Below are 25692 nucleotides of genomic sequence, written 5' to 3'. Positions count from 1 at the left end.
CGCTGAACCTTACGGATACACAGGCGTGTAGCCAAGGCCACGGGTTTCCTCCCATCCCATCATCAAATTCAGGTTCTGAATCGCTTGCCCTGCTGCGCCCTTAACGATGTTGTCAATCACGGACACTATGGTAACCCGGCCTGTACGGGCATCTGTGGCAAACCCGATATCGCAGTAGTTGGAGCCGCTGACTTCTTTCGTCGCCGGAACTACGCCAGCCCCGCGGACGCGGACAAACGGTCTGCCTTCATAATACTCACGGTATAATTCCACAAAATCCTGCTCGCTATAATTTCCGTTCATCCCGGCATACATCGTACTCATAATCCCCCGGTTCATCGGAACCAAATGCGTAGTGAACGTTACGGTTACCTTCTCTCCGGCAATCTCCGTGAGGACCTGCTCAATTTCGGGGATATGCTGGTGTTTGTTGATTTTATAGGCTTTGAGATTCTCATTGATCTCGGCAAAATGGACCATCAGACTCGTTCCGCGCCCTGCCCCGGAAACTCCCGATTTTGCATCAATGATGATACTGTCATGCTTAATCCAGCCTGCCTTCAGCGCCGGAATCAGCCCCAGCAGTGTTGCCGTAGGATAACAGCCCGGATTAGAGATAAAATCCACGCCGGCGGCACGTTCCCCGAATACCTCACATAAGCCGTAGACCGCCTGCTCCAGGTAAGCTTGAGGGGGAGCCGGATGCTTATACCACTGTTCATACTCCGCACCGTCTTTTAGCCGGAAGTCACCCGATAAATCGACGACCTTCAGTCCTGCCTCCAGCAATTGCGGCACCAGCTTCGCACTGACTCCCGACGGTGTAGCCGTGAACACGACATCCGCCCTTCCGGCGATCTCTGCCGGGTCTACACCATCCAGATTTCGCTGGATAATTCCCGTTAAGTGGGGGAATCCATTCTCAATGGGCTCGCCCGCACTCGATGAGGAGATCACTGACGTAACCTCTATATCAGGGTGGTTCTGCAGCAGCCTAATCAGCTCCACGCCTCCATAACCCGTTGATCCGACAATTGCCGCTCTCAGCTTGCCTTCCACTGTCATCCCCACTTCCTGCTTCATGAATTGAATGAATACCGTCCTGCAAATATGTATTATTATACGTCCGAATTAATATAAATACAACATGTTGCGTCAACTTTATTCCAAGCATTTTTAGATTTCCACCGCAGCCCGTGACCCGATATCTAAGAAAAAAGAGAAGCGTTGAGCTTCCCCTAAGGAAAAATCTATGCTTCTCTTTTAAAGCCTTCGCCCAATACTTCATGAGCCTCCGTTATAATGACAAACGCCCCCGGATCGACCGAGCGGACAATGACCTTCAGCCTCGTAATCTCATTCTGCCCGACAACTGCCATGAGCACCGTACGATTGTCACCAGTATATCCGCCCTCAGCCTTCAGCTTAGTCAGACCACGGTCCAGGTCGTTTAAGATCGCCTGCGATATCTCTTCCGTCTGATCCGAAATAATATACGCAACTTTGGTCGTACTAAAGCCTACCTCCAGCGCGTTGATTACCTTGCCTGTAACAAACAGCCCGATCAATGCGTACATCGCCTGCTCCATCCCCAGTACAAAAGCAGCCAGCGTGATGACCGTGCCGTCCAGCAGCACAACGGAGAGTGAGAAGCTGAACCCGGTGATCTTCTGGATAATCTGCGCCAGAATGGTCAAACCACCTGTCGAACCGCGCCCGCGGAAAACCAGACCCAGACCCAGCCCCACGCCAATACCACCATAGATAGAAGCCAGCAGCGGGTTCGTTGTAGGAACAGGCCCATCTTTGGTCAGGAAAATAAACAGCGGCAGCACAAAGCTCCCCAGCAAGGAGCGGATTCCATATTGCTTGCCGAGAAAAATGATCCCCAGCACAAAAAGCGGGATATTCAGCGCCCACTGCGTAAATGCCGGCTCTGCATGAAACCAGGCTTCGGCAAGTACGGACAATCCCGATACCCCGCCGGATGCAATCTGGTTCGGCAAGAAAAACAGATTAAAAGCAAGCGCGGTAATCAGCGACCCGACCAGGATGAGTACAATATCTACGGTATGGCGCAGCGGACCGTTCAGCGGGATCAACGGGGGTTTGTTGCGTGAATTGATTTTTTGCATGTATGCCTTTTCTCCTTAAGATGTGATCTTGCTTATATATCGCCGCCAAGTCAAGTTTTTGTTCCAGAGCGTTTCAACTACTTTGCGGGAATTACAGACATTTCATTCTTACATCACAAAAATTCCTACACCTCCGAAGACGCGTAGGAATACAGTTCTGCTTATTCAACCTCTGTTTTGATTTGGCTCCGCAAGTACCCGTCAATGAACAGATCCAGATCGCCGTCCATGACTGCTCCGACATTCCCGGTTTCCACGGAAGTGCGGTGATCCTTTACCATACTATAGGGATGGAATACATAAGAGCGAATCTGGCTTCCCCAGGCAATATCAGATTGCTCGCCACGGATCTCATCCAAATGCTGCTGTTGTTCCTGCAGTTTGCGCTCATACAGCTTGGAACGGAGCATCTTCATGGCCTGTTCCCGGTTTTTGATCTGCGAGCGCTCGTTCTGGCAGGTTACCACCACACCTGTCGGCAAGTGGGTAATCCGCACGGCAGAGTCGGTTGTATTGATGTGCTGACCGCCTGCGCCGCTCGCCCGGTACGTATCGATCTTCAGATCCTCTGTACGGATCTCCACCTCTACATCATCGGATATTTCCGGAACGACATCGCAGGAGACAAAAGAAGTATGGCGTCTTCCGGAAGAGTCGAACGGTGAAATGCGCACCAGCCGGTGGACCCCTTTTTCAGTCTTTAAATAGCCATAGGCATTAAAACCCTTGATCAGCAGTGTAACACTCTTAATCCCCGCTTCATCACCCGGCAGATAATCGAGTACCTCTACTTTAAATCCGTGCTTTTCCGCCCACCGCGTATACATTCGCAGCAGCATCTGTCCCCAATCCTGGGATTCCGTTCCACCAGCACCCGGGTGCAGCTCCAGAATTGCATTCAGCTTGTCATACGGCTGGTTCAGCAATAGTTGAAGCTCGAACTCATCGACTTTACTGCCAACACTGCGGATAGTTCCGGCAATCTCTGCTGCCAGGGCGTCGTCGCCTTCTTCATCGGCAAGCTCAGCCATCATTGCGGCATCTTCATAATCCTGCTGCAGCTTCTCATACTGATCCACGCTGGATTTTACCGCGTTCATCTCGGCGATCACACCTTGCGCCTTCTCGGGATCATCCCAAAATCCGGGAGCAGCCATTTTCTCCTCAAAGTTTGCGATCATCTCCTGCTTCAGATCTAAGTCAAAGAGACCCCCTAAGGTTGGTTAGTTTCTTGCCTATTTCACGCAGGTCTTGCTTCACGTTAGCATCGATCATATGGTTCACTTCACCTTTCAAAAATAAGTGGTTGCGCCGGGCGGCTGATTGGACTTAGGCGACATGGGGGTCCAACGCGCTTCGCTGGCGGGATTGGTCTTTAGAACAAAGCGTATTATTCGGTGATGCCCGTAACTGCGTGGAATGTTTGGACTTCCGGCCGCTGTTGTCTTCAGATTTCTTGATTTTATCCGCTATTAGCGGTAGAAATCCGAAGACAAAGGCGGACGCTACCGCTCCTACAGTTCCAAACTTCCCCTCCGTTACTCTCACCTTCATGGCTAGGTTCTCAAGAACAGTTCCTTCTGCTCCGCTTCATGGTCACCAAAAGATCCCAAAGTCCAAAAAAGCGGCCGGGCCGCAAAACGGGGGAGTCCCCCGGGCCCAGCCGCATTTTATTGTCATTATAACCTTTGAAGCAATGGACAAGACCTAAAGCGCGAAGCATTAAAATGCACTCGCCACTTCGTACTTGCTCACTATTTTAACAGAATCATAAAATCAAGTACTAACTTTGTCTTACGCGTTCTGTCCGTGGCAGTTCTTGTACTTCTTGCCGCTTCCGCAAGGACAAGGGTCGTTGCGGCCAATCGCAGACTCCACATGCACCGGACGTTTCTCGGCAGGCTCGGCATTTGTGGAGATTTTGTCCTCTTCCACTACCGACTGACGTTCCTGATTCGTCTCAATGTGCGCCTTCATAATGTAGGTCGCTACTTCTTCCTGAATGCTGGCGGTCATGGCATTGAACATTTCAAAGCCTTCGAATTGATATTCGCGAAGCGGATCGGTACCGCCATAAGCGCGCAGGTGAATCCCTTGACGAAGCTGATCCATCGCATCAATATGATCCATCCATTTGCTGTCTACGGAACGAAGTACGATAACCTTCTCGAATTCGCGTACCAGCTCAGCACCCAGACGTTCTTCACGGGCTGCATATTTCTCCAGCACACGGGTGAAGATGTACTCGATGATCTCTTCAACTTCCTTGCCCCAAAGATCGTCACGTGTCAAAACGCCTTCTTCCAACAGCTTGCTGTTTACATAATCAGCAACCTCTTGAAGCTCCCAGTTTTCCGGAATATCATCACTACAGTGGGCGTTAACCACACGGTCAATGACCGGCTTGATCATTTCCACTACGATATCTTTAATGTTGTCAGACTCCAGAATTTCACGGCGTTGTTTGTAGATAATCTCACGCTGCTGATTCATTACGTCATCATATTGCAATACGACCTTACGGATATCAAAGTTGTTACCTTCTACCCGCTTCTGGGCAGATTCCACTGCACGGGTAATCATACGGCTCTCAATCGGCTGATCTTCTTCGAATCCGAGACGGTCCATCATATTCAGGACATTGTCCGCTCCGAAGCGTTTCATCAGTTCGTCGCCAAGCGACAGATAAAATTGAGTTGAGCCCGGGTCGCCTTGACGTCCCGCGCGTCCACGCAGCTGGTTATCAATCCGCCGGGATTCATGCCGCTCCGTACCAATAATATGCAGGCCACCAAGATCGGTCACACCTTCACCCAGTACAATATCCGTACCACGGCCAGCCATATTCGTAGCGATAGTTACTGTTCCCGGTTGTCCGGCATGAGAGATAATTTCTGCTTCAGCCTCGTGATGTTTGGCGTTCAGCACCTGGTGTCTAACACCCTTGCGTTTCAGCATTTCAGATACGCGTTCGGAATTCTCGATGGATACTGTACCTACCAGTACTGGCTGGTTCTTTTTGTGGCGCTCTACAATCTCCGCTACTACAGCGTTGAATTTGCCATTTTCGCTCTTGTACACGACGTCTGGCATATCATCACGTTTGTTAGGTTTATTGGTCGGCACCTGGAGAACTTCCAGCCCGTAGATCTTCTTGAATTCCTCTTCTTCCGTCTTCGCAGTACCTGTCATACCACCCAGCTTACGGTACATCCGGAAGTAGTTCTGGAACGTAATTGTAGCGAGCGTCATGCTTTCATTCTGTACCTGAATCTCTTCCTTGGCTTCAATCGCTTGATGCAGTCCGTCACTATAACGGCGTCCGGCCATCAGACGGCCCGTGAATTCATCGACAATAACAACCTCTTCATCATTTACTACATAATCCACATCACGGCGCATAATAGCATTAGCCTTGAGGGCTTGTACGATATGATGGTTCAAGGTTACATGGGCATGGTCGTATAGATTCTCAATGCCAAAAGCACGTTCAGCCGTAGCGACACCCTTCTCGGTCAAAGCCACGGACTTCACTTTAATATCAATCGTATAGTCCTCTTCAGCAGTCAGCTTCTTCACGAAACGGTCTGCGGCGTAATACAACTCTGTCGATTTCTCAGCCTGTCCGGAAATAATAAGCGGGGTACGGGCTTCATCAATCAAGATGGAGTCAACCTCATCAATAATACAGAAGTATAGCGGGCGTTGTACCATTTGCTCCTTGTAGAGCACCATGTTGTCACGCAGGTAGTCGAAGCCGAATTCATTGTTCGTGCCATACGTAATATCGCAGGCATAAGCGCTTTGTTTATCAGCATGGTCCATACCGTTCAGGTTCACCCCGACGGTCAAGCCCAGGAAGTTATAAATTTGTGCCATTTGCGCACTGTCGCGCTGAGCGAGATAGTCATTTACGGTTACAACATGCACGCCTTTACCCAGCAATGCATTCAAATATACCGGCAGCGTTCCTACCAGTGTCTTACCTTCACCTGTCTTCATCTCGGAGATCCGGCCTTCATGCAGCGCCATTCCCCCAACCAGCTGTACGTCAAAATGCCGCATGCCCAGCGTCCGTTTGGAAGCTTCGCGTACGGTTGCAAAGGCCTCGGGAAGAATCTCTTCCAAGGTTTCGCCCTTCTCAATACGGGCGCGGAATTCTTCAGTCTTAGCTTTGAGCGCTTCATCCGAAAGCGCCACAAAATCCGGCTCCAGTCCATTAATTACTTCGACCGTCTTCATTAGACGTTTGACATCCCGTTCATTGGTGTCGCCGAATATTTTCTTTACAAGTCCTAGCATGGTTAACCCCTTTCATGCAACACAGATGGTGGAATCGAGCCCATCCCACAAAATTGAAAGGGCCATATATTATTTCGATTCCGCTGCTTCATAAATTGTAACAGTTTGTAAGAGATGCCGCAATACGAGCAAGCCGCAACCTTATTTTACAAAAAAAGTTCAGTCGCGTTTTAACTTCATATTTTCGCTGAAATGCCGCTGTATCTTTGGAGGGCAATGTTGCCCTTTTCTCTGTTTCCGTTTATATACGCACAAGAGCCCTATTCGATTCACACGAATAGGGGCTCGGTTAATTTTCTACGTCAGACTGAAACGATTACCGCCGCCTCAGCTATTGCCTTGTTGATTTTCAGAATCTAGTTCTGTTCAATCAAGCCATACTTTCCGTCATTCCGTTTGTAAACAACACTCACTTCAGAAGTGTCGATGTTGGAGAACACAAAGAAATTATGTCCAACCATGTTCATTTGCAGGATCGCTTCCTCGACATCCATAGGCTTCAAGGTAAACCGCTTGTTACGCACAACTTCCAAATCATCATAATCCTGTTCCTCTACGGCAACAGCACTAGGGGATCCTTCGACAAAGAGCGTCTTCAGGCTTCCTTCCTGGCGGAACTTACGATTAAGTTTGGTCTTGTGCTTGCGGATTTGGCGTTCCAGCTTGTCCACAACAGCATCAATGGAAGCGTACATGTCATCACTGCGGTCTTCGGCACGAAGCGTCACACCTGCCAGTGGAATGGTTACCTCCACCGTATGAAGGCCGCGGACAACGCCAAGCGTCACATATCCTTCTGAGGTAGGGGGTGCATCGAAATACTTCTCAAGTCTGCTGAGCTTCTTATCAACATATTCTCTCAAAGCGTCGGTCACTTCAATTTGTTGACCTCGAATGCTGAATTGCATGGGCACTCCTCCTTTGTTTACATTTTCATTATACCAAATTGTCAGCGCTAAGTAAAAAACAAATCATGACAGCCTTTACATTTAGCTAACATAAGATGCTATGAATTTCCCGAAAATACACAATTGGCCCGGAAAGGGTTGTTTTTAATCACCCTCTTCCGGACCGAAGTCAGTTACTTCTACTTCGTATGAATGCGCAGAATCTCCACCGGCGACCATGTGTTTTCACTGCCGGTAATGAGATATACCTTATAGCTGGTATTCGCAGTCAGGCCGGTTAGCCCCAGCGTCTGTCTTACTCCAGGAGCAGGTGCAGGACTGATTAAGCCCGTCCAAGGAGCTGACAGCGCTGTTCCTGCACTATCTTTTCCCTGGGCAATTTGAGCTGCACTCGGATCAGCTGCATTAGCCGGCAACACCACATATCTTACCGGTGCAGCAGTTCCACTTGCTTGCCCGTAGGTGACATAAACATCTGCTGTAACTGTGCCTATCTCTCCTGGCTTAACAGCAGTAATGGACGTTGCACTGCTTGCAGCAGTGGTTAAACGCAGTGTCGATACTTCTGACCAGTTTCCGTATGAATCAGCAAGCGTTACATATGCTGCATACTCAGTACCCGCCTGCAAGCCATAGACAGAGAAGGATACAGTTGTATTGCCCGTCGCTGCTGTCTTTCCGCTATAGACACCAGTTGTTCCGGCACTGGTCAGGCCGTCTCTAATCTGCAAAGCGCTCGGTGCCGATACAGTACTGCTGTAAGGTGCCACAACATAATAGACAGCACCAGTCACTGAAGGTGTAAGATACACATCTGCTGTAACAACACCAACATGGCCGTAGGTTACACCACTTACGGATGGAACAGTGATGCCACCACCACCGCCATTGCCTCCTCCACCACCGCTGCCTCCGCCTGTACCGCTAGTTGGAATTGGTGTTGGTGCAGGTGTTGCCGAAGGTGCAGGTGTCGCGGTTGGTGCTGTTGTTGGCGTAGGTGTAGGTGTTACAGTACCACCAGTGCCACCCGGCCGGTTAGCTACCGAATTTCCGATGATGGTAACCGCTTCAGCTCTTGTCAGCGATTTCTTAGGGCCGAAGGTTCCGTCTGTATACCCGTTGATAATTTTCTTATTGGCTACCGCAGCAACGGATCCCCGTGCCCACACAGAAATCTGGGCACTATCCTTGAATGCAAGTGTAGTGCTGCCTGTGTTCAGACTAAGTAATCTGGCAGTAATTGCCGCTGCTTCCTGTCTTGTCAGCGGGCTTAAAGGGCGAAAGGTTTTGTCGCTAAAACCGGCGATATATCCGGCTTTTACAGCTTTCGCGACTTCATTGTAAGCCCAGTTGGATTTTTGAAGATCCTTGAAGCTGATAGCCGCCGTATCCGTAAATCCAAAGAGACGGTTTACAAAAGCAACGTATTCGCCCCGGGTAATCACCTTATTGGGCTTAACCGTACCATCAGGGTATCCACCCAAATATCCTTTGTCCAGCCAGTTCTGCAGTTGGCTTTGTGCCCAGTGTCCCTTAATATCCTTTGGCACCGAAGCGGCAGAAACACTGCCCAGAGCCCCGAACAACATGCTAACTCCAAGTAGTACGGTCATAAATCCACGCCATGTTTTCTTCATTCAGCTGTTCATCCTCCTGAGTGTTTGATGGGCATAGGCTTCACTCATCGCTTCTTCCACATCCTCCCGGAAGCATACGCCATAGTTGTGTATGTCGAGGCACATTGAGAGCCCAACGTCTTACATTACCCTCTACAAGGGTGAATCTAACAAAAAATTGGCAAAATGTTGGGAACTGTTGATTTAACCTACGCTCATTCTTTCTTATTTTGCTACTCTGTTAATTACCTGAACAACAAAAAAGGACCTCGGGAGTAATCCCAAGGTCCGCGCTAGCGTAGTCTCAATTGCTAACCATCTACCATATATGTAGGTCGGCTTCGCCGGATGATTATAATTTGATGACGTTAGCTGCTTGTGGTCCGCGTGCGCCTTCTACGATATCAAACTCTACGGATTGTCCTTCATCCAAAGTCTTGAAACCGTCAGTTTGAATCGCGGAGAAGTGTACAAATACGTCGCCACCATCGGCAGTTTCGATGAAGCCATAACCTTTTTCTGCGTTAAACCATTTAACTTTACCTTCCATTGATTAAACATTCCCTTCGTCATCAGATGAACGTGAGTCTTGCTCACAAGTCGACTATACCACCGCTGCTTCTTTATTGTCAATTGGAATAGTAAATGTTTTCTTTCAATAAATTACCATCCCTAAATTTAATATAAAGTCGTCATACTTGTGATATTTTTCATCAAAAAAGGAGCAGACGCTATTTAATACCCGCCTGCTCCTGAGATGAATCATCAGGAAATTATTATTTTTTCCGGTCCATCAGGAAGCTGTCCGGGGTGTATCCGGCTTCGTAGGCATTGCGCTGTGCTTTAGCCTGATTCCGTTTCTGGAGCCAATCTTGAGCTTCCAGGCGGAGGACATTCATGCGGGCAGTGATTTCTGTATCACGCTCCACAATCCGTGCGATTTCGACCTTTTGCGACTCTCGTGCAGGATTAGACGAAAGCTGGCGAGTCATGTCGTCTATCAGTTGCTGACGCTCCTCCACAAAAACTTCAAGTTCCTCATAATCAGCATCGTTCAGCCGCTCCAGGATGTCTTTCGTCAACAGCTGCAGCTGCGTAATCAGCTCATCCATGCGAGCTTTCCGTCGGTAACGGCGCCTGGCCGCCCTGGCCAGCCGCAATTTTGGAGGCCTGCAGCCAGGTCTCCCGCAGTTCGGTTAAGTAGCCTACCGCTTCCTCAGCTTTCACTGCATCCTTGCGGATATTCGCTTCTACGAGCAGGAAACTCGTATACTCGTAGAGTGAATATAGTCCTTCAGACACCTCGTAGCTACGATCAAGCGTACTCATCAGCTCACTGACGATGGTTTGCGCCTTACCGAGATTAATATTGGTTTTTTCAAGATCGTTCCGTTTCAGACCGTCCAGCCCTGCCCGGATGAAGCGGATGGCTCCGTCATAGAGCATGATCACCAGTTGGGCAGGTGTAGACGTCTGAACGGAAGACTGACGGTATTTATCGTATGGAGAATTAATCAATGATCTCACCCTTTAACTGTTATGATGATTGACCCATGCTGGATAGTAAACTGGAGGACTGAGATTGCATCTTACTCATTGCCGTTTCCATCGCAGTGAACTGCTTGTAGTAGCGATTCTCCGTATTTGCCAGGTTTCTCTGCATGAGAAGAATTCGACTATTGTACCCCTTCATCGTCTTACCCATTACACTTTGTTCTTTAAAGGTGCTGGATAGATCCATTGAGTTTTTGTTTGTTCCTGCGCGTTCAGCAATATTGCTAAGTGCAGCACTTATCTTATCTGCCATCTTATCAAAAATACCGTCATTTACAGCATTTCCCGGACCCTGGAACAGGTCAAGAGCAAGCTGAGGATTTGCACTGATGGCAGCCTTCAGCTTCGTTTCGTTCTCAATCACCAACATGCCGTCTGAGGCATAATTCCCTGTGGTAATCCCAAGCGTACTAAGCGGACCCAACTTCTCCGTTATAACTCCGCGCATTTGGGATAGGACATTTTTTATAATGTCATTATTCTTTAGAAGACCACTTTGTGCCTTCTCTGTCCAGGTCTTAATATCTGCTTCTTTTAATTCCTTCTTCTGCTCATCCGTCAGTGGCCTGAAATCACGATATTTAACTTCATCAATTTTGGAATTCAGCGTTTTGATCAAGCTGTTGTAGTCTTCTATAAAGCCTTTAATGGACTCTATAGCTTTATCCGGGTCAGATTGGGTTGTAATTTTGATCGTATTGTCACCTGTTATTGGAGGTGGAGCGGTTGGATTTGCAGGATCAACAGGACCTCTTATAACCGTTTCCTTCAGCAGCGTCAGTTGGACGCCATTAATTGTGAAAACATTGTCGTTCGTATCTTTAATGAGTTCACCATTAATAGAGACGATGGCGTTCTGTCCAGTCTTAACATTGTAATCACTGGGACTCCCTACAGCAGGCTTTACACCTTTGAACAACTGCAGCAGCTCGAAGGAATCCCCCCCAAGCTTTACTTCGCTGCCAGAGTCCGCAGTCAGCTTCAATTTGCCGCCAGTAAATTCTGCCTGTACTTTAGTTGTACCCGACTTCGCGTTAATCTCAGCTACAACATCATTAATAGATTTTGTTCCGTCAAAGGAGAAGGATTCACCATTGACGCTGAATTTGTATTTCAACTTCTCGGCATCTGCCTCGATTGTCGTATCCAGCAGATTTTGGAGGTGAGCCAATGTTTTGGTACCATCGCTGGTTCCGGCCCCAATGGTCTCTACTTCCGTAACAGTTCTCTTGGTGAATAAAGCCAATAAGGTACTTCCGTCCCCTACCTTTACATCCCTTGTTGCTTTGTATCCAGAAGCTGGATTAGGATCTCCACTGGTCTTGGAGGCAATACTCAATTTCCCTGTAATCTCATCATAGCTTGCAATAGCATTGGCAGTCGGGTGGGAATTAATGGTTGCCACCATCGTTGATATAGAAGTAAGACCATTGAACAGGGATTTGCCATCCTTGTCCTTAAATTCCACCCCATTAATGGCAACATCAAAACCCTTCTTCAGGTACTCGGTTCGGGCATCCTCTGAAAGACTAAATAAATCAACACCATCGAGCTGAGCCAAAGAAGTAACGCTTGGTACTCCTTGTCCTAATCCTGTATTCATCTGCAGCGTTGTCCGGGCAGCCAACTGACTAACACTTACCTCCATGTTAATTCCATTGGCGGAAGCCAGAGCCTCTGCTTTTACGGCATCCGTGTTTCCAGTAGTAATTGCCTTATTCGCATTTAGAGCCGCATTCCCGCCATATTTCACAATCAATTTGTTTTGCCGAAAATCGTAGAGTTTACTGTTCAGCTCCCGGTAGCTTTCCCGCGTCCACTGCAGGAGCTGCTTATCTTGGGTAAGCTTATCTAGGGGCACCCGTTTGGCGGCCATCATACTCTTGACCATGCTATCAATGTCCATGCCTGAGAAACCATTTACACGTGTTACCAAGTTGACACCTCCAAAGGTTATATTTTTTCGTCTACAAGTATTCCTGCGATTTCCATCATACTAGCTACAAGATCAAGCGTCTTCTCTGGCGGAACTTCGCGTATTAATTCACCGGTATCTTTGTTAAGCACCTTCACCATAATATCATGTGTCTTCTCATGGATGCTGATCTCCAGCGTGGTCTGGGGTCCTTGCAGAGATTGAACAGCCCGTTCAATGGTGCGGATCAACTGTTCCTCAGCAACGGATACATTCACGCCCTGCTTTTCTTTCAGACTCATCTCCTTGGCATTACGGATCGCAGAGACTTGATTTACAGGTGATACCGGTCCACTACCCGATGCTGTTGTTGATTCAGTTCTACCCTGTCCGCTTGTTGTAGAACTAGCAGTAAGTGAAAACTGTACATTCATTAACCCCGACCTCCACTATACACTTTAATACTTTATATATCGGTTAGTTTCAGGGATAATTTAGGATTTTGTTCAAGTCAAGCAAAAAAAGAAAAAAGGCCCCGGGTTTCCCCGAAGCCTAGTGTGAAGCGCGTAAATCTTAACGAAGCAATTGCAGAACGCCTTGTGGCTGTTGGTTAGCTTGCGCCAACATAGCTTGTGCAGCCTGAGCAAGGATGTTGTTCTTAGTTTGTTGCATCATTTCTTTAGCCATATCAACGTCACGAACACGGGATTCAGCAGCAGTCAGGTTCTCTGAAGCTGTACCCAAGTTGTTGATAGTGTGTTCCAGACGGTTTTGAACAGCACCCAGTTTAGAACGCTCGCTGGATACGAATGCAGTTGCTTTGTCCAGAACTTCGATAGCTGCAGATGCGCCTTCTTTAGTGGCAATGTTCAGAGCTGCTTCGCCTTTAACATCATTAGTTCCGTTAGTTACAGTATTTGTCTTAGTGAAACCAGCATCGCCAGCTTTACCAGTGATACCCAGAGCATTCGAGCGAACGTCTTTGATGGACAGGCTCATGGATTGGCCTTTGTTTGCACCGATTTGGAAAGAAGTTTCGAAGTCTTTTTGAATTCCGCCATCTTTCAAAGTAAGACCGTTACCATCAGCACCTTTAGCGTTTGATGTGATGACCAATTTGTTAGTATCGGTAGTAGTACCCACAGAAAGAGTTACGCCTTCAATTTTAGTTGCAAGAGTATCTACGATTGCTTTAGCAATATCTCCTGCACCTACGGCACCAGTAGCGTTAGCGGAAGCACTGATGTTAACTCCAAGGCCTTTACCAGTGTAAGCACCTTTTGTAGCATCATAGAACTCAATTTGTTGGTCACCAATCGTGAATCCTGTTCCAATCAATTTTCCAGCAGCAGCGGCTGTAGTAACACTTGTGAAGTCAAGAGTTCCTTTTGCTGCAGTATGCGTTGTGCTGCCTACAGCAGCAGTAGCTCCACTAGTAATCAAACTTGCTGTACCAGTCGCTACAGCAGCAGACATATAACCACTAGTTCCATCGAACTTTCCTCCAGCTGCGGTAGCAACGGCCTTAAGCTCAACGTCATCCGCGGTACCTCCAACTGTGAAACTTCCTTTTAATACATCATTAGCATCAATTGCTTTTTGAAGTCCTGCTCGAAAAGCAGCTGCAGTTGCTGCGGCTTTGGGTGCTGCACCAGTAGCAGCAGTTATAGCTGCACCGTCTGTAGCATCAAGAGTATAACTAATTTCTTGGCCGTTAATTGTTAGTGAGAGCTTATCGTTTGTCGCACCAGCGATAACTTTCAGCGTTTGCGTTGCTTGACCGTGAACGGTTGTACCACCACTAACAAAACCGTCTTGAGCAACACCAGTTCCAGCAAGACTCGCTTTTCCATCACCTTGCAACAATTTCTGAGTATTGAACTCAGTAGTGTTACCGATACGGTTGATTTCGGAAGTCAGTTGGTTCATTTCGTCTTGCAGAGCTTGACGATCGGAATCAGTGTTTGTTCCGTTAGCGGATTGGTTAGCGATTTCGCGTTGACGTTGAAGGATGGAGTGAGTTTCGTTCAATGCACCTTCAGCGGTTTGAATCAACGAGATACCATCTTGAGCATTACGGGAAGCTTGATCCAAACCGCGGATTTGACCGCGCATTTTTTCGGAGATTGCCAGACCGGCAGCATCGTCACCGGCACGGTTGATGCGAAGACCGGAAGACAATTTCTCAATATTTTTACTAGTGTTGGCTGTGTTGATGGACAGTTGGCGATGAGTGTTCAACGCCGGGATATTGTGGTTGATAATCATTTGATATTTCCTCCCTGAAATTAAGTTAGTTCCACATCCATGTGGTAAACGCCGAACCATTAAGGTCGGCCGCCCTGCCGGATCAGCGTCTAATACATATATCGACTGTATGTCCCCAACTGTTTAGAGCTTTTTAAAGTTTTTTTATTTTTCTTTTATTTTTCTTCTCCAATCGACAAAAAAAACCGAGCAGTATATTGCTGCTCAGGTTGGTTAAACAGTTCCGAATATTTAATTATTGGCATTTGAGCCGCGCAGCCGATTAATTAGCGCATTCAAATCAGACTGTTGAGGAGCAACAGATTCACGGTTCGACTCTTGGATGGAGAGATAGACTTCTTTGCGGAAAATATCAACATGTTTCGGTGCAGAAATCCCCACTTTAACTGTATCCCCATCCACACTTAGGATCGTCAGCTCAATCTGGTCCTGTATCACGATGGACTCCCCTTTTCTGCGGGACAGTACGAGCATGTTATCCACCATCCTTTCCGTCTATAGTCGACTGTTCCTGCAGCAAGCTATGCTTCGTATGATAAGGGGCCTTGTGCAAAACAATCTGTTTGCCGGATAGGCCTGTAGGATTGAGTACAACGGGAGCGAGAAGATTAATCGTTGATTGATCTAATTGCTCTTTTAATGTAATAATGCAGCGGACAACGACATCTTTGCCAATCCCTAACTCTTCAGCTTCATCATCCGGCAACTCAAACTCAAAGGTGGGGTAAAAGACAAAGGGATCACCTAATAAGAAAGATAGACCTATGGTTTTTACAGACTGTAATACCCAAAACGGAGTTTCCGCCATCGGTATCAGAGCAAATTCAGTCTCCTCATCGAAGCCGGGCAATCCTTTAGAGAAATGATAGATCTGTTCTTCGTCTATTTCTAGTTTACCCCAAGACAGCGTTTCAATAATCAAGTTGTTCACTCCTTAAAAGTTCTGCAATGCAAAACTATTCCTTAGGCATAATATAATATTATTAGAAAAGTACAAAAGCTATAGAGGCGCTCTAGGCACATCTATAGCTTAACAAGCTACAATTGAACATTCACTTCGGGTGGAATAAACTGAATCGATGCATATTGCTGCATGTAAATATTCAGCTTGCCGCGAGTATATTCAGTCTCCGGACGATGTCTCTCGACTTGTATATCAACCTCTGCTGCCCGAAAGCTAATTTGGGGAGCTCTCGTCTCAATATGGATATCCACGTTATCATAGGAGGCCGGCCCACAAGGCTCAGGGAAGGAATTCGGCTCAGTATCCATGCCATATATTTCAGCTATCGTATTACCAGGCTTAAAAAACTCAGCCATTCTTGTTCCTTGCTCCACTCTGCGGGCAATCGCTTGTAGATACAACTGCTGAATTCCTGAATAGATACGTTTGTTCATATCCAATACACTGCCTCCGTTATAGGCGGCGTGTGCCCTCGTTTGGTCAATAGTAAGCTCCGGCCGGAATGACTGCACGTTGAGTTCCCCTGGGGTAGTCGTTACATTTACCTCTGCCTTGGGCTGAGACATGGAGAACGTGCCGGGATCAGCATCAATACCAATTATCGCCGGTGTCTGCCGAATTTGCAGAATGGACTGCATAAGCGAACTTCACCTCCGTTATCTGATAAAGTCCACGAGTGTGGTAGATATAATCTTAGCACCTACCGACAAAGAGGCATTGTAGATATTCTCTTGAATTTTGGACTTCATAATAAGCTCCTCGTAATCGGCATCTTCCGTCTTCGCTTGCAGATCCGTCAGGTTGATATTGAGATCGCTAAGGCGGTCCTGCATTAATTCCACGCGATTAGTCTTAGCACCTATCTCTGCGCGGGCAGATAAAATGGTTTCAACCCGTGTATCGATTTTGTCCAGTTGACCTGATATGGCTGTTAAATCACCTTTTTTCAAGGCATCAGAAATGTTATTAATAATTGAGAATAGATTATCAGAATCCCCAGTATGACCAAACACATCATTACCAGTCATATTAATAGGCATCTGCACACCTTCACCTACAATATACTGAATTTGTCCAGAATCTGTAGTGACCGGCATGGAAGTGTCATAGGTCCCATCTGCCCCTTTGGCAAAATCATACGGCTTGGCATCATATTTCTCACCATTAAAGATGTATTTACCATTGAGCTTGCTGTTGGAGATATCCACAAGTTGCTGTTTGAGCTGCAAAACCTCTTCGTTGATGCTGTCCAAAGCCGATTGGGGATTGCTTCCTGTCGATGCTTTCACGGTAAGCTCCCGCAGACGCTGCACAACATCTCCTGCCTGGCCCAGCACAGTATCATTATAGTCAAGCCAAGAGAGAGCACCGTCTACGTTCCTGGTATATTGTTCATTTGACGAAAGCTCCGCACGGTAACGCAAGGAATATGTAATTCCTACAGGGTCGTCGGAGGGCTTGTTGATCTTCCGCCCGCTGGCAAGCTGCAGCTGTGTATCGTTCATGGTACGCGCATTGCGGTTCAAGTTAAGCAGCAGCTGTGAATTCATCATATTGGAGGTCACCCTCAACATATGCTCTTCCTCCTCTATCTGCCGACGGTGCCGGTAGAATTAATCAATTTATCGAGCATTTCATCAAAAGTCGTCATAAAACGCGCAGCAGCACTGTAAGCATGCTGGAATACCAGCATATTCGACATTTCTTCATCCAGTGATACGCCGCTTACAGACTGGCGGCGGGAATTCACTTGCTCGACCAGAAAGTCCGAATTGCTTGCCTGGCGGGCAGCCTCTTGTGATTGAATACCAAGCTGGCCAACCATAGAGCTGAGATAGGATCCGACAGTGCCTGTTGTAGAGCCGCTTGCTGTAGTAAATGTATTATTATCTTTGAGATTGCTGAACATCAGGGCCAAGGTATTATTGCCTTTGATCACTGAAACCTGGCCAGCAGCATCAGTAGTTGCACGCATCGAAGTTGCAAATAGACTTGGGTCGGCTGCAATCTCCGGATTTAAACGAATATTGCCGGCAGTGATAGCTTCACCTGCGACAGCAGGGGTAAAAAATGCGCGGCCTGAGCTGCCATCCATACCAAATCCCAACTGATGCATGCCGTTCAGACCTTTAACAGTAGTTTTCAGATCACCTGTCAGAGGAATAGGAATTGCAGTACCTGCAAGCAGTGTGGTCTTAGTCCCGTCTACATTTATGATTTCTGAGTCTTTGAGTACTGTAGTTCCTGCGGGTACAGTAGAGCCTGCCGGAATAGTAACCTGCACCTCTCCGTTAGCAATCGTATTAGCCAAAGTATCAAGCTGTTTCTTGTAATCTGTGACATAAGTCCTGTTGGAAAATATCATCCCGTAAGCTTCTCCAGCCTTCAGATCTCCGGAGTCATAAGCAGCATTAAGGAACGCACTGTCTACCGTTGCGCTGAGCGCTGCTCCCTGCACAAGATTCCTTCCCCCCAATGAGATGTTATATCCGGCGTCCGTATCTACCACCGTAATATTAGCAATCTTGGAGAGCTTGTCCGTCAACAGGTCACGTTGATCCCGCAGATCATTGGCTTGATCCCCCATGCCTTCAATCTTGGCAATGGATTGGTTCAGGTCGACGATAGAACTGAGGTAGGTTTGGATTTCCTTCCCCTTTACATCAATATTGGAGGTAAGATCACGGTCAAGATTATTTAATTGGGTGCTCATATAATTAATTGCATCAGTAAGCGATTGTGTGGTCTGCACTACAATCTTACGGGCTGTAGGGTCCTCTGGATTCTTGCTCAGATCTGACCAGGACTTCCAGAAGTTATCGAGCACGGTCCGGATACCTGTATCTGAAGGTTCATTTACAATAGCTTCCAGCTTATCAAGGGTATCCGATTGGATGGTCCAGTTGCCGCTGGCGGCACTTTCTCCACGGTATTGGTCATCCAGGAACATTTCCCGGATCCGTTCGATGGAGGTGAATTCTACACCGGTACCCAGCTGGCCAGGAACGGTAGAATTAGTGAGTCCATACGCCTCAATAGGTGAAGCTGCTTTCATATTCACGCGCTGGCGGGTATAGCCCTCCGTATTTGCATTGGCAATGTTGTGTCCGGTTGTATTGAGCGCAGCAGTCTGTGTAAAAAGGCTTCGTCTTGCGGTCTCAATTGAGTGAAATGTCGATGTCATGCTACTTGGTCCTCCCTTGTGATTGCTCCGGCAAAACAGCCAGTAATAAATACAATTCTATCCGCGGGTGTCAAAAAGGCCCGGCCGTGCTGCGCTGTTGCCCTTGTCGGATGGATGATGATAGGTAAAGTCCTGGTTCGGTCTTCCGACAAGCAAATCCAGGGAATAATCTATAAAGGTAAGCGACTGCTCAATCAGCTTCTGGTTTAGCTCATTGGCTTTCTTCAAGCGACGCACTGTGTCTGAAAGCTTCTGCTGAATTTGCAGCAGCCGTAATTTGTCTTCAGGGTCAAATACAAGCCGGGACAGCTCTGTCAGATTCAGATTCAGATTGGAGCGTATGCCCACATGCTGCAAAAAGGCATACGCAGCCTCCGTGCGCTGCTCTTCAAGCTGTCCAATCAGCTTCATTAATTTGGACTCACGGTTCATGATGTCAATAAGACCATCCACCTTGTTGTCCATAATCGTCTGTTTCTTGACAGCGGCCAGATCCAGCATCTGAAGATGCGCTTCGTCCAGCCGCTCAAGCAATTCAAGCAATTTCGTCAATGCCATGGATGGGTTCACCTAATTCTCGGAGGATTGCTTAAAATAAGGGGCGAGTTTCTCTGCGAGTTTGGCTGCGTCTACTTCATAGGTACCTGCGGAGACCTGTTGCTTCAAGCTGTCAATCTTAAGTGCGCGTTCTGCATCAACCTTGCCGCTGTTCTGGGCTTGCAAGAGCTTAATAGCTTCGTCGGAAATAGAAACCTCATCTTTACGCGTACTCTTCTTCATTTGTTCCTGCCTTTGCGATTCCGCACTGCGTTGATACGGATTAATCGCATTAATTCGTCCGGTCTCGTTAATTTTCATAACTTCCACCTTCCTTTTGATATAAAAAAGCCGATAATCTTTACTAAGTTTATCGGCCTACGTTGAAACATTCTTTATAGCTGCAAACGTTTTTTTACAGAATTTATATACCGCGGAGCTTATCGACTGCCCGGTATGCGCCCTCAGATGACTTCTTAACAGGTTCCGCAGCAGCACTTTCTTTAGCAGCATTTGCAAGATCTTTCGTCAGACGGGAGCGGCAGCTGTCGCACATATGCCCTTCACGGATCAAGGTTCCACACACTTCGCACGGCAGCATCATATTAGGCGCATTTGCTATGGAAATTCGGCCTTCGCGAATAAAACGGGTGATTTCCTTGATCGGAATCTCCGTAGCATCGGACAGCTCCTGAATATTGGTGCCTCTGTTTTTGCGTAGATATTCTACGCAGATTTCATATTGATGTTCAAGCTCTTTGAGACAGGGCTGGCACAGGTCCATGATATTTTTGACATATAACCGGCCGCACTTTGGACAATTGTCTAAATTCATTTCGGCAGCGGCTCCCTTCTTACATTCTTTACAGTGAATTCACGTCTTATGCTCTAGATTACATGATAGCTGAAATTCCGTCTATGATTAGTATCGGCTAAAAAATCGCTTTAATTATATTATAATAGCAAAAAATATGCTAAACGGTCATATCAAAGGAGAAATCACATGATTCGTATTCTTGTCATTGAAGATGATCAGGAAATTTCCGGGCTGCTCGAACGATATTTTCATAAGGAAGGCATGGAATGCATGCGGATCGGGAACGGTCTTGAGGCAAAGGCAGCTTTTGAGAATAACGGCCCTTTTCAGCTTGTACTGCTTGATCTGATGCTTCCAGGTATGGATGGACTAGAGGTGCTGAGACGAATCCGTGCGGTCAGCTATGTGCCCGTGCTGATTATGACCGCCAAAGACGGGGAAACCGATAAAATCATCGGTCTCGGCAGCGGAGCTGATGACTATATTATTAAGCCTTTCAGTATCTTTGAATTAATAGCCCGTGCAAAGGCGCTTGTCCGGCGGTATATTGATTTTTCAGCCGATCCCCTACTTGAACAAAGCAATCCATACATCTCCTGTGGCGATCTACTAATTGATCCCGAACAGTGCTCAGTCCTGCAAAACGGTGTCTCCCTCGGTCTGACGGCCACGGAATTTCAAATCGTCTATTTGCTGGCCTCTCATCCCAAAAAAGTGTTCACCCGGGAAAATCTATATACCCGAATCTGGGGTGAAGATTATGCAGGTGCTGGTGCGGAAAACACCATTTCTGTACACATCCGCAGATTGCGCTCCAAAATTGAAGAGGACCCTTCCCTCCCCCGGCATATCATCACAGTCTGGGGAATGGGCTACAAATGGAGTGAAGTATGACGGTTCTTTTCCTTCTTATCAGCCTGATTCTTGCTGTCCTGTTGGCCATTGTCCTTGCCTTCCGCTTACTGCGGCTTCATCGTGAACTGAAACATGTCCGTGAGTTTCTTTTGAACAAGACTACCTTCACAGAACCCGGACAGGCCCTGCCCAATGAGCGAGTTCGGATCTTTAGCGAAAATCCTATACTTCGCAAGTTAGCTTCCGGCATTAACAGTCTTCTGGACCGTCTGCAAAATGCTGAATCCCGTACAAGGCAAGCAGAGGACGCGCACAAACGGCTGGTATCGAATATCTCGCATGATTTACGCACCCCTTTGACCTCTGTGATGGGCTATTTGGAGGTACTGCAAACGGATGAGAATCTGAGCGGTGCGGAGCAGAAACAATTCATGAACATCGCTTATAAGAAATCCCGCTCGATGTATGAGCTGCTGGATCAGTTTTTTCAATTGGCGAAGATTGAAGCCGGGGATCTCCCCCTGCAAAACGTCCCCATAGACATGAACAGATTAACCAAGGAAATGCTGGTCGGCCTCTATCCTTCTTTTCTCAGCCTGTCACTGGAGCCTGTTGTGGAGATTCCGCAAAAACGCTTGTATGCGCTTGGTGATAGCATGGCTGTGGAACGCATCGTAGGCAATTTGCTGTCCAACAGCTTGCGGCACGGGGCTTCCTCCGGAATAATCGGGGCGCGGCTCACCGAAACGGAGGATCACATTTCGCTTGAAATCTGGGATAACGGACCAGGAATTTCGCCAGGGAATTTGAAGCTTATTTTCGAAAGAATGTACACGCTTGAACCTGCCCGCACATCCGGCAGCAGCGGCAGCGGCTTGGGACTCACGATAGCCAGACAGCTGGCGCTCAAGCTGGGGGGAAGTCTCCATGCCGCTTCGATACCGGGGGAACGCACCTCTTTTATTTTGCAGCTGCCTAAGGCTTCCTCCTGCTGAATTGTGGAATATTAAAGAAAAAGTAAGAATTAAGTCATAGTTAAGTAAGGGTATTCCTCTAAGCTGAGTCCATACCTTTACTGAGGAGAGACAATCAATGATTCCTATTCTGCAAACCCGTGACTTAAACAAGCGCTACCGAAACTCGGCCGTAGTTGAAAATTTGAACCTGACCGTGCGCCAAGGTGATATTTATGGTCTTCTCGGCCAGAACGGAGCCGGCAAAACTACGACCCTGCGCATGATTTTGGGATTAATCCAGCCTACCTCCGGCAGCATCGAATGGCTTGGTAATCCGCTGCACAGAACGCTTTACAGCCGGATTGGCTCTATTATCGAAACTCCGGGATTCTATCCACATCTGACAGCCGCCGAGAATCTTGAAATTCACCGCCGGATGAGCGGCATTCCCGAGAGGGAATCCGTGATGGAGCATCTGAAGCTGGTCGGTCTGCAGCAGGCCGCACATAAAAAGGCAAAACAGCTCTCACTCGGCATGCGCCAACGCCTCGGCATTGCCCGTTCACTCATGCATCGTCCGGACATGCTCATCCTGGATGAGCCGATTAATGGGCTTGACCCCCTTGGCATTAAGGATACCCGCGAGCTTATTGTAGACCTGCAGAAGAAGCGGGAATTGACCGTGCTGATCTCTAGTCATATTTTGGGTGAAATCGAGCTTATGGCCAACCGGATCGGTATTATGCATAAAGGCAGACTCATTGAGCAGTTGGATTACGAAGAAATCCAGGGCAAAAACCGCCACTATCTTGAGCTTAAGGTAGACGATGATCAGCAGACGGCCGTGTTATTGGAGCAGCAGCTTGGAATTCACAAGTTCCAGGTGTGGGAAAAGGGAGTGCTCCGCTTGTACGAGGGCTTCGACAACAGCGGTGAAATCAACCGCCAGCTGGTGGTGCACGGGATTGAAGTGAAAGAACTGGCCATCCGCGCCGACTCACTCGAGGATTTCTTCATCCATGTCACCAGCCAAAAGGAGCTGAACTAAGATGCTGTACTGTGAATGGCTCAAGTTCCGAAAATCACCGCTTTTCTGGGCTCTCCCCGCAGTAAGCCTGTTTGGCCCATTGTTGTTTATGGTAATGCGCCTCGGAGAACCAATGTCCTGGGAAGGTTATCTCTCGAATGAAAAGCTGATGTATGCATTCATGACGGTAACCCTTTGGATTGCTCTACTAGCCAGTCAAATCATCTCCAAGGAATATACAGATTTTACGGCTTCTGTGTTATACACCTATCCACGCTCCAGAATGTCGATTATATTCACCAAACTAATCATAGCTTTCCTGATTTTATTGGCCAGCACGTTTATTGAATTTATAGGGATGTATATTACCATTTGGATTTTTAAAGGAGAGCCGTTGCCTACAGAACTGCTGAACGATCAATTAGCACGCGCAGGGCTGTTCCTGCTGGGTCAGCTTGCGGTTCTGCCGCTCTTTGCCCTATTTAGCCAGATCAGCCGTTCACTGCTTGTACCCGTGCTGGTGGCAGTGGCCGCTACGATTACTAATCTGAGTCTTGGACTCAGCGGCAGCAAATATTTTTGGTATTCGCCTTTTTCCGTGGTGGCTGCTCCCTATGTATCCGGTATTGGAAACATCGAGACCGGAAAGATCATAATGCTGATTGTAATTGTGTTCCCGGTCTCGCTGGCTGCGCTGCTCATGCATACCTTCAAAATGGAAGTAAAATGACCGTTCTAAGATCTGGCCCAGGTCAAGCTGTATATTTCCGCAGTGCAGCCCAAACTCGCGCTTAGCCGGATTATCGTTTCCGCGCACGCACGGATAGTGCTTCCTGTGGTATAGATATCATCAACAATGATAATCTGCAAAGGCCGGTCCTGCGGATTCAATGATTCCAACAGATCTTCAAAACTTGATAGAACTTTAGAATCTCGGCTAGCGGCAAAAGCGTGCTTCATATCTGCCAGCCGCTCGGCCCGGGTCTTAAAGCTCTGTTTGCCGGTATGATGGGTACGGATCAGCAGCGGGAGCTGTGGTATCCCTCTGCGCCGGGATATAATCTCCGCCAGCCGTTCGGCCTGGTTGAATCCTCTCTCCACGAGCCGGGAGTCACTGACAGGAACAGGAACCAGCAAGTCAGCCTGCCAGAGAAGATTCCGCTCGCTTTTTCTAACAGGAAATATGATGTTTGAGAATCTGCTCTGCACCGGACGGCTGCTGTGCATTAGCTGCTCCCGTTCTTCCTTCAGAATGGAATATGCCCTGTCCAGCATCAGGCCAAGCATTGAAACCAGCTTCTCATCACCGCGATATTTGTAGCGTCCCAGCATCTCACGCATCACACTCGTATAAGCAACCGCACTGCGGTTACACACAATTGGACCTGGCTCGCTGCTGCGGGTACAATCGGGACAGCCGACATGGCGTCCGCATTTACTGCAGCGCGGACAGCGAATCCAGGGAATAGCTGCTTCACAGCCCGCACAGACTCCAGGCAGTTCTGTTGCGGGCTGGCTGTGTTTCCCGCAGATCAGGCACTGCTGCAGGGAAGGGGCAAATAAGGATCGAACATTTGCCAGCCTAAAGAGTGAGAATTTCATATCCATTTCTCCTTGCTTATCAACCCTTGCCTGCGGGCAATGGCATTCATTGTCCGAATCTGCGAAATGGCTCCGCGCTGTGACCTTGTCCACTGCGGAGATAAGAAGATCACCGATCCATCTGGATCGTCCTTTGATCTCCCGGCCCGGCCTGCCATCTGGACAAGTGAGGCCTCATCGAACAGACCACTGTCAGCATCCAGAATAAATACATCGCTTCGCGGGACTGTTACTCCCCGTTCAAGAATCGTAGTTGTCACCAGCAGGGAGATTGCCCGGCTGCGGAATCCCGCCACCTTCTCTGCTCTTTCCGGATCCTGGGATGAGGTACCTTCAATGGTTTTGCCCGGAAAACTCCGGCGCAGAAGCGACAGCAGTCCGGCAATATGGGAAATCCGCGACACAAACACAAATATCTGCGCTTCCCGGACAAAAGAGCTGCCCAGTGCCTTCTTAAGCTTCCCAGGCAGAGTTCTGCGCTTCAAGCATTGCTGTACCGGCGCCATGGTCAGATGCTGCGGTACGGGCAAGGGATGGCCATGAAAACGCACAGGCACTCTGGCATGCGGAAGTCTGCCGTTACGTGCTTGGCGCTGCAGCTCCGGTGGCGGCGTCGCCGACAAATAGATAAAACGGCCGTCCGGCTTGCACGCATGCTCGGCAGCAAAGGCCAGCATTGGATCATTGACGTAGGGGAATGCATCCAGCTCGTCAATTATGACCAGATCAAAGCTCTGATGAAAACGCAGCAGCTGATGGGTGGTCGCCAGCACCATCTGGCTCTGGCCCCAGCGGTCCGGACTGCCGCCGTATAGCACGGAGAGCGTCCTGTCCGGGAACGCCCGGCCCAGCCGGGGAGCCAGCTCCAGTACGACGTCGCGGCGTGGCGTCGCTATCAGCACGCGTCCCCCGGCAAGCAGCACCGCCTCCAGAAGCGGGAAAGTGATCTCCGTCTTTCCCGCTCCTGTAACCGCCCAGAGCAGGAACCGCTCTGGGCCCTGGACGGCGGAGCGCTGGCGCGGCTCCGCCAGGAACCCCAGTGCAGCGCCGGC

The 25692-nt window shown here is 48.3% G+C and carries 27 protein-coding genes; 4 read left to right on the top strand and 23 right to left on the bottom strand.

Annotation, left to right across the window (positions count from 1 at the left end; genetic code table 11):
* Positions 1 to 9: 9 nt before the first annotated feature.
* The 21 genes from argC to ACAN56_RS29030 all read right to left on the bottom strand — a co-directional run bounded on the left by argC (position 10) and on the right by ACAN56_RS29030 (position 20218).
* A complete protein-coding gene (gene argC / locus ACAN56_RS29130) occupies positions 10 to 1065 on the bottom strand; it encodes an N-acetyl-gamma-glutamyl-phosphate reductase (RefSeq protein ID WP_076109618.1) in 1056 nt (351 codons plus the stop codon).
* 185 nt (positions 1066 to 1250) lie between these two features.
* The gene (locus ACAN56_RS29125; protein WP_379147246.1) at positions 1251 to 2135 is read right to left on the bottom strand and encodes a YitT family protein; all 885 of its coding nucleotides are present in this window, start codon (positions 2133 to 2135) and stop codon (positions 1251 to 1253) included.
* 161 nt (positions 2136 to 2296) lie between these two features.
* Positions 2297 to 3410 (bottom strand): peptide chain release factor 2 gene (gene prfB, locus ACAN56_RS29120; RefSeq protein WP_379147244.1). Its coding sequence is split into 2 segments (ribosomal slippage): positions 2297 to 3337 and positions 3339 to 3410, totalling 1113 coding nucleotides; the frame shifts between segments, so codons are not numbered across the junction.
* Between the two features lie 54 nt (positions 3411 to 3464).
* Positions 3465 to 3689, bottom strand: coding sequence for a hypothetical protein (locus tag ACAN56_RS29115; protein WP_379147242.1), 225 nt, complete (start codon positions 3687 to 3689; stop codon positions 3465 to 3467).
* A 240-nt stretch (positions 3690 to 3929) separates the two neighbouring features.
* Positions 3930 to 6437 carry a preprotein translocase subunit SecA gene (secA, locus tag ACAN56_RS29110; protein WP_038597310.1) on the bottom strand — a complete coding sequence of 836 codons (2508 nt, stop codon included), beginning with the start codon at positions 6435 to 6437 and terminating at the stop codon, positions 3930 to 3932.
* Positions 6438 to 6793: 356 nt separating this feature from the next.
* Positions 6794 to 7345: a ribosome hibernation-promoting factor, HPF/YfiA family gene (hpf, locus tag ACAN56_RS29105; RefSeq protein WP_038597313.1), complete on the bottom strand. Its 552-nt coding sequence runs from the start codon at positions 7343 to 7345 to the stop codon at positions 6794 to 6796.
* A gap of 179 nt (positions 7346 to 7524) precedes the next feature.
* Positions 7525 to 8982 (bottom strand): S-layer homology domain-containing protein, encoded by a 1458-nt coding sequence (locus ACAN56_RS29100; RefSeq protein WP_379147239.1) that lies wholly within the window; start codon positions 8980 to 8982, stop codon positions 7525 to 7527.
* A 331-nt stretch (positions 8983 to 9313) separates the two neighbouring features.
* Positions 9314 to 9511, bottom strand: a complete 198-nt coding sequence (locus tag ACAN56_RS29095) for a cold shock domain-containing protein (RefSeq protein ID WP_019915069.1) — start codon at positions 9509 to 9511, stop codon at positions 9314 to 9316.
* Positions 9512 to 9737: 226 nt separating this feature from the next.
* Entirely contained in the window at positions 9738 to 10073 is a 336-nt protein-coding gene (locus ACAN56_RS29090) for a flagellar protein FliT (RefSeq protein ID WP_038597316.1), read from the bottom strand.
* Entirely contained in the window at positions 10066 to 10479 is a 414-nt protein-coding gene (gene fliS / locus ACAN56_RS29085; RefSeq protein WP_038597318.1) for a flagellar export chaperone FliS, read from the bottom strand. Before fliS ends, ACAN56_RS29090 begins: the two co-directional genes overlap by 8 nt.
* A gap of 19 nt (positions 10480 to 10498) precedes the next feature.
* On the bottom strand, positions 10499 to 12451 hold the full coding sequence (fliD, locus tag ACAN56_RS29080) for a flagellar filament capping protein FliD (protein WP_052092351.1): 1953 nt from the start codon (positions 12449 to 12451) through the stop codon (positions 10499 to 10501).
* Positions 12452 to 12468: 17 nt separating this feature from the next.
* On the bottom strand, positions 12469 to 12864 hold the full coding sequence (locus tag ACAN56_RS29075) for a flagellar protein FlaG (RefSeq protein ID WP_038597320.1): 396 nt from the start codon (positions 12862 to 12864) through the stop codon (positions 12469 to 12471).
* Positions 12865 to 13003: 139 nt separating this feature from the next.
* Positions 13004 to 14698: a flagellin N-terminal helical domain-containing protein gene (locus tag ACAN56_RS29070; protein ID WP_038597323.1), complete on the bottom strand. Its 1695-nt coding sequence runs from the start codon at positions 14696 to 14698 to the stop codon at positions 13004 to 13006.
* 231 nt (positions 14699 to 14929) lie between these two features.
* Positions 14930 to 15172, bottom strand: coding sequence for a carbon storage regulator CsrA (gene csrA, locus ACAN56_RS29065; RefSeq protein ID WP_038597326.1), 243 nt, complete (start codon positions 15170 to 15172; stop codon positions 14930 to 14932).
* A 1-nt stretch (position 15173) separates the two neighbouring features.
* The gene (locus ACAN56_RS29060; RefSeq protein ID WP_379147233.1) at positions 15174 to 15629 is read right to left on the bottom strand and encodes a flagellar assembly protein FliW; all 456 of its coding nucleotides are present in this window, start codon (positions 15627 to 15629) and stop codon (positions 15174 to 15176) included.
* Positions 15630 to 15736: 107 nt separating this feature from the next.
* Positions 15737 to 16300, bottom strand: coding sequence for a DUF6470 family protein (locus ACAN56_RS29055; RefSeq protein ID WP_038597330.1), 564 nt, complete (start codon positions 16298 to 16300; stop codon positions 15737 to 15739).
* A gap of 18 nt (positions 16301 to 16318) precedes the next feature.
* Positions 16319 to 17236, bottom strand: a complete 918-nt coding sequence (flgL, locus tag ACAN56_RS29050) for a flagellar hook-associated protein FlgL (RefSeq protein WP_197073634.1) — start codon at positions 17234 to 17236, stop codon at positions 16319 to 16321.
* A gap of 14 nt (positions 17237 to 17250) precedes the next feature.
* Positions 17251 to 18846: a flagellar hook-associated protein FlgK gene (flgK, locus tag ACAN56_RS29045; protein WP_038597332.1), complete on the bottom strand. Its 1596-nt coding sequence runs from the start codon at positions 18844 to 18846 to the stop codon at positions 17251 to 17253.
* A gap of 57 nt (positions 18847 to 18903) precedes the next feature.
* On the bottom strand, positions 18904 to 19404 hold the full coding sequence (locus tag ACAN56_RS29040) for a flagellar protein FlgN (RefSeq protein WP_038597334.1): 501 nt from the start codon (positions 19402 to 19404) through the stop codon (positions 18904 to 18906).
* Positions 19405 to 19416: 12 nt separating this feature from the next.
* Positions 19417 to 19704, bottom strand: coding sequence for a flagellar biosynthesis anti-sigma factor FlgM (gene flgM, locus ACAN56_RS29035; RefSeq protein WP_038597336.1), 288 nt, complete (start codon positions 19702 to 19704; stop codon positions 19417 to 19419).
* Positions 19705 to 19807: 103 nt separating this feature from the next.
* A complete protein-coding gene (locus ACAN56_RS29030; protein ID WP_076109633.1) occupies positions 19808 to 20218 on the bottom strand; it encodes a TIGR03826 family flagellar region protein in 411 nt (136 codons plus the stop codon).
* A 168-nt stretch (positions 20219 to 20386) separates the two neighbouring features.
* On the opposite strand from ACAN56_RS29030, the gene ACAN56_RS29025 reads away from it, so the two are divergent.
* The 4 genes from ACAN56_RS29025 (at position 20387) to ACAN56_RS29010 (ending at position 23768) form a co-directional block, all read left to right on the top strand.
* Positions 20387 to 21094, top strand: coding sequence for a response regulator transcription factor (locus ACAN56_RS29025; RefSeq protein ID WP_379147229.1), 708 nt, complete (start codon positions 20387 to 20389; stop codon positions 21092 to 21094).
* Positions 21091 to 22050, top strand: a complete 960-nt coding sequence (locus tag ACAN56_RS29020) for a sensor histidine kinase (protein WP_379147227.1) — start codon at positions 21091 to 21093, stop codon at positions 22048 to 22050. The genes ACAN56_RS29025 and ACAN56_RS29020 overlap by 4 nt, the downstream gene beginning before the upstream one ends.
* 97 nt (positions 22051 to 22147) lie before the next feature.
* On the top strand, positions 22148 to 23059 hold the full coding sequence (locus tag ACAN56_RS29015; RefSeq protein WP_038597344.1) for an ABC transporter ATP-binding protein: 912 nt from the start codon (positions 22148 to 22150) through the stop codon (positions 23057 to 23059).
* 1 nt (position 23060) lies between these two features.
* Positions 23061 to 23768 carry an ABC transporter permease gene (locus ACAN56_RS29010; protein ID WP_379147224.1) on the top strand — a complete coding sequence of 236 codons (708 nt, stop codon included), beginning with the start codon at positions 23061 to 23063 and terminating at the stop codon, positions 23766 to 23768.
* A 5-nt stretch (positions 23769 to 23773) separates the two neighbouring features.
* Here the strand turns inward: ACAN56_RS29010 and ACAN56_RS29005 are convergent, their stop codons facing one another.
* Positions 23774 to 24640 carry a ComFC family protein gene (locus ACAN56_RS29005; RefSeq protein WP_379147222.1) on the bottom strand — a complete coding sequence of 289 codons (867 nt, stop codon included), beginning with the start codon at positions 24638 to 24640 and terminating at the stop codon, positions 23774 to 23776.
* On the bottom strand, positions 24637 to 25692 hold a 1056-nt coding region (locus ACAN56_RS29000; RefSeq protein WP_379147220.1), incomplete at its 5' end, for a helicase-related protein. The genes ACAN56_RS29005 and ACAN56_RS29000, both read right to left, overlap by 4 nt.

Origin of the sequence: Paenibacillus paludis (assembly GCF_042610515.1) — a bacterium.
Lineage (GTDB): Bacteria > Bacillota > Bacilli > Paenibacillales > Paenibacillaceae > Paenibacillus_AQ.
This window is presented reverse-complemented; position numbering and strand designations above follow the sequence as displayed.

What these genes read in the sequence shown, in the direction of transcription:
- argC (WP_076109618.1), bottom strand. Translation starts at nt 1,065, where the DNA reads ATGACAGTGGAAGGCAAGCTGAGAGCGGCAATTGTCGGATCAACGGGT.
- ACAN56_RS29125 (WP_379147246.1), bottom strand. Translation starts at nt 2,135, where the DNA reads ATGCAAAAAATCAATTCACGCAACAAACCCCCGTTGATCCCGCTGAAC.
- ACAN56_RS29115 (WP_379147242.1), bottom strand. Translation starts at nt 3,689, where the DNA reads ATGAAGGTGAGAGTAACGGAGGGGAAGTTTGGAACTGTAGGAGCGGTA.
- secA (WP_038597310.1), bottom strand. Translation starts at nt 6,437, where the DNA reads ATGCTAGGACTTGTAAAGAAAATATTCGGCGACACCAATGAACGGGAT.
- hpf (WP_038597313.1), bottom strand. Translation starts at nt 7,345, where the DNA reads ATGCAATTCAGCATTCGAGGTCAACAAATTGAAGTGACCGACGCTTTG.
- ACAN56_RS29100 (WP_379147239.1), bottom strand. Translation starts at nt 8,982, where the DNA reads ATGAAGAAAACATGGCGTGGATTTATGACCGTACTACTTGGAGTTAGC.
- ACAN56_RS29095 (WP_019915069.1), bottom strand. Translation starts at nt 9,511, where the DNA reads ATGGAAGGTAAAGTTAAATGGTTTAACGCAGAAAAAGGTTATGGCTTC.
- ACAN56_RS29090 (WP_038597316.1), bottom strand. Translation starts at nt 10,073, where the DNA reads ATGGATGAGCTGATTACGCAGCTGCAGCTGTTGACGAAAGACATCCTG.
- ACAN56_RS29075 (WP_038597320.1), bottom strand. Translation starts at nt 12,864, where the DNA reads ATGAATGTACAGTTTTCACTTACTGCTAGTTCTACAACAAGCGGACAG.
- ACAN56_RS29070 (WP_038597323.1), bottom strand. Translation starts at nt 14,698, where the DNA reads ATGATTATCAACCACAATATCCCGGCGTTGAACACTCATCGCCAACTG.
- csrA (WP_038597326.1), bottom strand. Translation starts at nt 15,172, where the DNA reads ATGCTCGTACTGTCCCGCAGAAAAGGGGAGTCCATCGTGATACAGGAC.
- ACAN56_RS29055 (WP_038597330.1), bottom strand. Translation starts at nt 16,300, where the DNA reads ATGCAGTCCATTCTGCAAATTCGGCAGACACCGGCGATAATTGGTATT.
- flgL (WP_197073634.1), bottom strand. Translation starts at nt 17,236, where the DNA reads ATGTTGAGGGTGACCTCCAATATGATGAATTCACAGCTGCTGCTTAAC.
- flgK (WP_038597332.1), bottom strand. Translation starts at nt 18,846, where the DNA reads ATGACATCGACATTTCACTCAATTGAGACCGCAAGACGAAGCCTTTTT.
- ACAN56_RS29040 (WP_038597334.1), bottom strand. Translation starts at nt 19,404, where the DNA reads ATGGCATTGACGAAATTGCTTGAATTGCTTGAGCGGCTGGACGAAGCG.
- flgM (WP_038597336.1), bottom strand. Translation starts at nt 19,704, where the DNA reads ATGAAAATTAACGAGACCGGACGAATTAATGCGATTAATCCGTATCAA.
- ACAN56_RS29030 (WP_076109633.1), bottom strand. Translation starts at nt 20,218, where the DNA reads ATGAATTTAGACAATTGTCCAAAGTGCGGCCGGTTATATGTCAAAAAT.
- ACAN56_RS29025 (WP_379147229.1), top strand. Translation starts at nt 20,387, where the DNA reads ATGATTCGTATTCTTGTCATTGAAGATGATCAGGAAATTTCCGGGCTG.
- ACAN56_RS29020 (WP_379147227.1), top strand. Translation starts at nt 21,091, where the DNA reads ATGACGGTTCTTTTCCTTCTTATCAGCCTGATTCTTGCTGTCCTGTTG.
- ACAN56_RS29015 (WP_038597344.1), top strand. Translation starts at nt 22,148, where the DNA reads ATGATTCCTATTCTGCAAACCCGTGACTTAAACAAGCGCTACCGAAAC.
- ACAN56_RS29010 (WP_379147224.1), top strand. Translation starts at nt 23,061, where the DNA reads ATGCTGTACTGTGAATGGCTCAAGTTCCGAAAATCACCGCTTTTCTGG.
- ACAN56_RS29005 (WP_379147222.1), bottom strand. Translation starts at nt 24,640, where the DNA reads ATGAAATTCTCACTCTTTAGGCTGGCAAATGTTCGATCCTTATTTGCC.